Annotated in this window: 6 protein-coding genes; 2 read left to right on the top strand and 4 right to left on the bottom strand. The window is 69.3% G+C overall.

Features of this window, described 5'->3' with window-relative positions; all coding sequences use genetic code 11:
* Together FL311_RS40145 and rsmI are read left to right on the top strand one after the other, a co-directional pair.
* A partial coding sequence (locus FL311_RS40145; RefSeq protein ID WP_141332921.1) for a YraN family protein occupies positions 1 to 351 on the top strand: 351 nt, incomplete at its 5' end.
* A gap of 8 nt (positions 352 to 359) precedes the next feature.
* The gene (gene rsmI / locus FL311_RS40140; RefSeq protein WP_141332920.1) at positions 360 to 1,190 is read left to right on the top strand and encodes a 16S rRNA (cytidine(1402)-2'-O)-methyltransferase; all 831 of its coding nucleotides are present in this window, start codon (positions 360 to 362) and stop codon (positions 1,188 to 1,190) included.
* A gap of 60 nt (positions 1,191 to 1,250) precedes the next feature.
* Here rsmI and FL311_RS40135 read toward each other — a convergent pair whose 3' ends face one another.
* The 4 genes from FL311_RS40135 to encA form a co-directional block, all read right to left on the bottom strand.
* Positions 1,251 to 2,558, bottom strand: a complete 1,308-nt coding sequence (locus FL311_RS40135; protein ID WP_141332919.1) for a hypothetical protein — start codon at positions 2,556 to 2,558, stop codon at positions 1,251 to 1,253.
* A gap of 96 nt (positions 2,559 to 2,654) precedes the next feature.
* Positions 2,655 to 3,701, bottom strand: coding sequence for a M23 family metallopeptidase (locus tag FL311_RS40130; RefSeq protein ID WP_141332918.1), 1,047 nt, complete (start codon positions 3,699 to 3,701; stop codon positions 2,655 to 2,657).
* A gap of 75 nt (positions 3,702 to 3,776) precedes the next feature.
* Positions 3,777 to 5,201 (bottom strand): sigma-54 dependent transcriptional regulator, encoded by a 1,425-nt coding sequence (locus FL311_RS40125; protein WP_141332917.1) that lies wholly within the window; start codon positions 5,199 to 5,201, stop codon positions 3,777 to 3,779.
* 25 nt (positions 5,202 to 5,226) lie between these two features.
* Entirely contained in the window at positions 5,227 to 6,093 is an 867-nt protein-coding gene (encA, locus tag FL311_RS40120) for an encapsulin nanocompartment shell protein EncA (RefSeq protein WP_141332916.1), read from the bottom strand.
* Positions 6,094 to 6,201: the final 108 nt, after the last annotated feature.

Below are 6,201 nucleotides of genomic sequence, written 5' to 3'. Positions count from 1 at the left end.
GAGTATGGGGATGAGGCGGAGGCGGCGGCGGTGCGGTACCTGGAGGAGCGGGGCTGGCGCGTGCGAGCCCGCAACTGGCTCTGTCGGTATGGCGAGCTGGATGTGGTGGCCGAGCGCGAGGAGCTCGTGTGCTTCGTGGAGGTGCGGATGCGCTCCACGGCCGTGTGGGGAGACCCGGCGCACACCGTGTCGTTCGCGAAGCAGCGTCGGGTGGTGAAGGCGGCGCTGCACTATCTCTTCGCGCATGAGCTCCAGGGGCGGATGATGCGCTTCGATGTGATAGCCGTCGTCGGGCGCGGCGAGCGGGCCACCGTGGAGCACATCCCCGGCGCCTTCGATGCGGGCATGTGAGGGAAGGCATGGCTGGAACGCTGTACCTGGTGGCCACGCCCATCGGGAACCTGGGTGACATCTCTGCTCGCGCGCTGGAGACGCTCCGCGCCGTGCGCTTCATCGCCTGTGAGGACACGCGGCATTCGCGCGTGCTGCTCGACCACTTCGGCATCGGCGGCAAGGACCTGGTGAGCCTGCCCGCGTTCGCGGAGGGGCAGCGCGCCGGGCGCATCCTGGACCGGCTCGGGGAGGGCGAGGACTGCGCGCTCGTCACCGACGCGGGCAGCCCGGCCATCAGCGACCCCGGTGAGCGGCTGGTGGCGGAGGCGCTGGAGCGGGGGCTGACGGTGGTGCCCGTGCCGGGCGCCACGGCGCTCGTCGCGGCGCTGAGCGCCTCGGGGCTGCCCACGGGCCGCTTCCACTTCCTGGGCTTCCTGCCGCGCAAGGGGCCGGAGCGGCGGGCCATGCTGGAGGAGGTGGCCTCGCTGTCCGCCACGCTGGTGCTCTACGAGTCTCCCCGCCGCCTGGGCGAGACGCTCCAGGACCTCCAGGAGGCGTGGGGAGACCGCCGCGCATGCGTGGCGCGCGAGCTGACGAAGCTGCACGAGGAGTTCGTCCGCGCGCCGCTGTCCGCGCTGTCCGCTCGCTACGCGACGGAGGAGGCCCGGGGTGAAGTGGTGGTGCTGGTGGAGGGGCGCACCGGGGAGCGGCGCTGGTCCGAGGAGGAGCTGCGCCGGGCGCTCGAGGACGGGCTCGCGCGAGGCGACAAGCTCAAGCCCCTGAGCACGGAGCTGGCCCGCCGGGCGGGGTGGTCGGGACAGGACGTGTACCGACTCGGGTTGTCGCTGAAGAAGTAGGCGGTCCGGAACCGGGAGGCGCGTGCTCGAGGCCCGCGTCTCCCGGGGACCTCCCTGGCGCTAGAAGTTGAAGGACGCGCTCAGGTCGAAGCGGAACGTCGTGCTGCCGATGGCGCGGAACCGGCGAGACACCAGGTCATAGCGCCAGTCGAACGTGGGGTTGAGCTCGGACGAGCCGAGGCTCGCGTCGATCTCGCCGTTGCCGTCCAGGTCCTTGCCAAGCTCCTCGTTCGTGAGCGTGTGGTCCGTGTTGTAGAGGAACGTGCCGCCCGCGCGAATCTTGAAGGTCTCCGAGGCGCTCGCGGTGACGCCGAGCATGCCACCGACCTGGAAGTACTCCTCCGAGGTGAGCAGCTTGCGCAGCGCCGCGCTCAGCTCGTTGTGGTAGCGGCCCGCGCCCACGTAGTTGCCGATGGCGCGCAGGTCCAGGGTGAACTTCTGGTGCTTCTGCGGCCGGTCGAACGGCACCAGCTCCACGCCGGCGAGGATGCCCATCATCTTGGGCGCCTTGATGCCCGTCTCCTTGCGGTCCCACGGCCCGGTGCCGCAGTTGCCAGGAGCGCCCAGGGTGGGAGGCTCCGCGTCGCGCTGGTCGCAGTTCGAATAGAAGACCGGACCGCGCACGGGGATGGTGTAGCTGGCCTTGAAGTACGGCTCGGCCACGCCGATGCGCCGCGAGAACGACGTGTAGAGCTGGTACTTGTGGACGCGGTCACCGATGTTGCCGCGATCGTCCGAGTTCGTCGTGTCGACGCTCGGGTCCCGCTGCTTCGCCGTGGGGGCCTCGTAGTCGATGCCGACGATCCACGTGGGCTTGGTGACGTCCTTGTCCTGGTTGAAGAACGCGTAGGCCAGGCCGAAGTGCAGGTTGCCCAGACCGCCGCGGAAGCTCTCCTGGGGTACCCCGAACAGGGGCACGCCGTTGGCATGCGGGTCGTCGAGGCACCCTGGATCGTTGTTGACTAACGTGCCATCGGGGTTGATGCAATTGCCCGTGATGGTGGACGTCCCTTGCGACGACTGGGAGGTGAAGTCCCAGCGCTCGTTCTGCTGGAACACCAGCGGGAGCGTGAAGGACAGCTCCAGGTCGCGGTAGAGGCCGACGGCCATCCTCAGGTTGAGGCGGGCGTCCACGCCCTTGTACCAGAGCTCCGAGGCATCACCGCGCCCGGGCTCACTCCCCACCGGCGCGAGCTGCTCGCGGATGATCTTCGCGCGAGTCTGGGTGCGTTCGAACCCGACGTCGATGAACAGATCGAACGGGTCATCGTCCTCGAAGGACGAGGCGATCCGGGTGATATCCGCCGCGCTGGCGGCGAACGGCGCGCCTAGCGTCAGCGCGGCGAGTACGGCGCGAAGCCTGTGCATCCGACCTCCGACGGCGAAACGACCGGGCCTTCCGGCAAGCCCGGGGGGCTTCCAGCTAGCCGCGCCGTCGGAGGAGTGTCAAGAATCGGGTTGCTTTTACTTCCCCGCGACGGACGTCCCGAGCAGCCCTTCCAGGCGGCGGACCTCGTCGTCGAAGGCCGCCTTGTGGTTGGCGGCCAGGGTGCGGCGGTAGGTCTTGTGCTGGTCGAAGGGGTCCAGGACCTTCTCCTCGCCCTGCATGAGCTGGTAGTGCAGGTGGGGCGCGAAGGAGCGGCCCGTGTTGCCGCTCCGGGCGATGACCTGGCCCACGTTGAAGCGCGTGCCGGCCTGGATGTCCTTGGACACCTCGTCCAGGTGCAGGAAGAGCGCGCGGCGGCCCTTGCCGCCCGTCTCGATCAGCTCCAGGCAGTTGCCGTTGCTGCTCCAGTTCCAGTTCTTGCGCTTCACCACGCCAGAGAAGGGCGCCTTGACGGGCGTGCCCACCGGGGTGCGGAAGTCCACGCCCTTGTGGCGGCGGCCATCGCGCAGGAGCGACGTCACCTGCTCGTAGTCGTCCAGCGGGGACCTCTCCAGCCGCAGCTCCAACTCGTCGCCGGAGGGCAGGTAGTAGCGCGCCGTGTTCTCCGCGGAGCCCTGGAAGCGGTAGGCGCTCATCGTCTTGCCCAGCTTCGCGCTGGTGAAGCGCACCGCGTGCACCAGCGGCTCCTCGTTGGGGCGGCGCTGGAAGAGCACGTCCAGGGTGTCACCGCGGAGGATTTCGTTGGGGACGGCCACCCACCACACCAGCGTGCGCGTCACCACCTGCGCCAGCGCCGGGCCCACGTCCGCGCCCGCGGAGTTGACGAACGCCGTCTCCAGCGGCCCGTCGATGCGCATGGAGGCGCGCTCCATGCCCGCGGCCTTCACCGGGTCGGTGGGCGCGGCGGGGGCGGTGGGCGCTGCGGCCAGGGCGCCCGCGTCGGGCGTGGCGGCGGCATCGGCGGTGGCCTGGGTGACGGCGGCCTCCTGCGTGGCGGTGGCCATGCGCTGCTTCCACCACCACACGCCCCCGGCAGCGCCGCCGAGGATGAGTGACACGGCGACCACGGGCCCGATGGGGCTCCGCTTCGGAGGTGCACCGAGGGTGGGAAGGTTCGGCCGCATGCTGGCTCCATGAATCGGAAAGAGTGAGCGGGCGCGAAACCAGCGCCCGCGACGAGGAATTCCGCCAACCGAGGGTCAATCCTCGGGGCCGTCCTCTTGCTCGTCAGGCGTGGTGTCTCGCAGGCCGAATTCCTTCATCTTCGTCTGCAGGGACTTCCGGCTGATCTGGAGGAGACGCGCGGCGCGGGTGACGTTGCCGCCCGTCTCGTCGAGCTTCTTGACGATGAGGTCCCGCTCCAACTCCGCGGCCTTCATCCGGACGATGTCCTTCAGGCCCACCTCTCCCGCTGGAACCTCCAGGGCGGGCACGGAGGGCGCCGAGGCGGGGCTCGCCTGGACGCCCGCTCCCTGACGGATGGGCTCGGGCAGGTCCTTGGCGGTGATCAACGGCCCGTCCGCGAACAGCAGCACGCGCTCGATGAGGTTCTCCAGCTCGCGGATGTTGCCCGGCCACGAGTACGCCTGGAGCAGCGACAGGGCGTCGTCGGTGATGCCCTCGATCTTCTTGTTGAGGCGCTTGTTGTACTTCTCCACGAAGTGCCGCGCGAGCATCAGCACGTCGCTGCGGCGCTCGCGCAAGGGCGGCAGGGACAGCGGCACCACCGCGAGGCGGTAGTACAGGTCCTTGCGGAAGCGGCCCGCTTCGATCTCCGCCTGCAAATCGCGGTTGGTGGCGGCGACCAGGCGCACGTCCACGCGCGTGGTCTTGATGCCACCCACGCGCTCGAACTCGCCCTCCTGCAGCGCGCGCAAGAGCTTCACCTGCATCTCGACGGGGATCTCGCCAATCTCGTCGAGGAAGAGCGTGCCTTCGTCGGCCAGCTCGAAGCGGCCCGGCTTGGAGGTGACGGCGCCGGTGAAGGCGCCCCGCTCGTAGCCGAACAGCTCGCTCTCCAGCAGCGTGGCGGGGATGGCCGCGCAGTTGATCTTGATGAACGGCTTGTCGCGGCGGCTGGACGCGCCGTGCAGCGCGGTGGCGATGAGCTCCTTGCCGGTGCCGCTCTCGCCGGTGATCAGCACCGTCGACGGCGTGTCCGCCACCTTGTCGATGACCTTGTAGACTTCTTGCATCTGTGGCGCCTCGCCGATGATGGCGGCGCGCGCCTTGAGGTCCGGGCGGACGGAGCGACGGGCGCTCTCGTTGGTCTTGGCGGCCTTCGCGACGACGGAGGACAGCTCCACCTGGTCGAAGGGCTTGGTGATGTAGTCGAACGCGCCCGCCTTGATGGCGTCCACGGCGGAGTCCACCGTGCCGTGCGCGGTGATGATGATGACCGGGACGTCCGGGTTGGCGGCGCGGATGGTGCTGAGCACCTCCATGCCGCCCACCTTGGGCATCACCAGGTCCGTGACGATGATGTCCGCGCCGTTCTTGTTGAACTCGGCCAGGCCCTGCTCACCGTTCTCCGCGACCGTGACGTCGAAGCCGTCCCTGCGCAGCATGGCGGCGAGCACCTTGCGCAGGTTCACCTCGTCGTCGATCACCAGGACCTTGGCCATGGGGGGCAGGGCGGGGTGGGCTGGACTACCGACGGGCGGCGGCCGCGGGAGCGCCCTCGAGGGTGCAGATGGCGTCCGGGTGCTTGATGCGCAACAGCAGCGCCTCCAGCACGCGGAACGGGTGGTTCATCCTCGACGCGCCCAGGTACGCGGCCACCATGTCCATGGAGACCGCCAGGTCCATGTTCTCGCGGCCGGTGGACACCACCACGCCCGAGTCGCCGCGCAGGCGGTTGGACTGATAGACGCCGTCGGCGGCCAGCTGCTTGATGGTCTCGATCTCCAGCACGCCCGTCTTCTCGTAGATGCGGTGCAGCTGCGAGTAGAGCTTGGGCGACAGCACCACGGCGTAGGGGCCGAAGTGGCCGTGCTCGTTGAGCGTGCGCGTGGCCTCGACGATGGCCTGGAACCCGCCACCCGCCGCCGTCCAGTCACCGAGCGGCACGGTGAGCCGGCCATTGGCCGTCATCAGGCCCTCGTAGCCCAGGCGCGCGTCGCCGTAGAAGATGAGCTCGTCCTCCTGCTGCGCGCACAGCGCCGCGGCGCCGGCGGCGGCCGAGACATCCAGCGGCATGTTGTGCGTGCGCGCCGCCTCGATGTCCCGCCAGTGCAGCAGGAAGTCCTTGTAGATGATGGGGATGGTCTTGAACTTGCGAGCGTCCGTGAAGACCATCGCGGTCTCCTGCTCGCCGACGATGTCCACAGCGCCCGGGGACACGCCCTGGAACTCGTCGTAGGGCACCGTCTGCACGCCCGCGCCCAGCGGACCGTAGATGTCGAGGATGCGGCGGCCCACCAGGGAGCGGCGCGCCACCTGGATGACGGTTTCATTCAGGCGCGCCCACTCCTCCTCACGGAGCGGGTTCTCGGCATGTCCAAGGAAGTCAGGCATCGAACAATCTCCGGCTCAACATCTAGGGAGAAAAGAGGGGAACGTCGTCAGCGATTACCGCCACCACCGCCACCACGGCGCAGCGAGCCCACCGTGAGGGGGTGGGAC

It is taken from the genome of Myxococcus sp. AB025B (assembly GCF_006518215.1).
In the GTDB taxonomy this organism is placed as follows: Bacteria; Myxococcota; Myxococcia; order Myxococcales; family Myxococcaceae; genus Myxococcus; species Myxococcus fulvus.
The sequence above is the reverse complement of the archived record's forward strand: the minus strand, read 5'-3'. Positions and strand labels throughout refer to the sequence as shown.

Excerpts from the sequence above, each read along its gene's own strand:
- encA (WP_141332916.1), bottom strand. The coding sequence starts at position 6,093 with ATGCCTGACTTCCTTGGACATGCCGAGAACCCGCTCCGTGAGGAGGAG.
- FL311_RS40125 (WP_141332917.1), bottom strand. The coding sequence starts at position 5,201 with ATGGCCAAGGTCCTGGTGATCGACGACGAGGTGAACCTGCGCAAGGTG.
- FL311_RS40130 (WP_141332918.1), bottom strand. The coding sequence starts at position 3,701 with ATGCGGCCGAACCTTCCCACCCTCGGTGCACCTCCGAAGCGGAGCCCC.
- FL311_RS40135 (WP_141332919.1), bottom strand. The coding sequence starts at position 2,558 with ATGCACAGGCTTCGCGCCGTACTCGCCGCGCTGACGCTAGGCGCGCCG.
- rsmI (WP_141332920.1), top strand. The coding sequence starts at position 360 with ATGGCTGGAACGCTGTACCTGGTGGCCACGCCCATCGGGAACCTGGGT.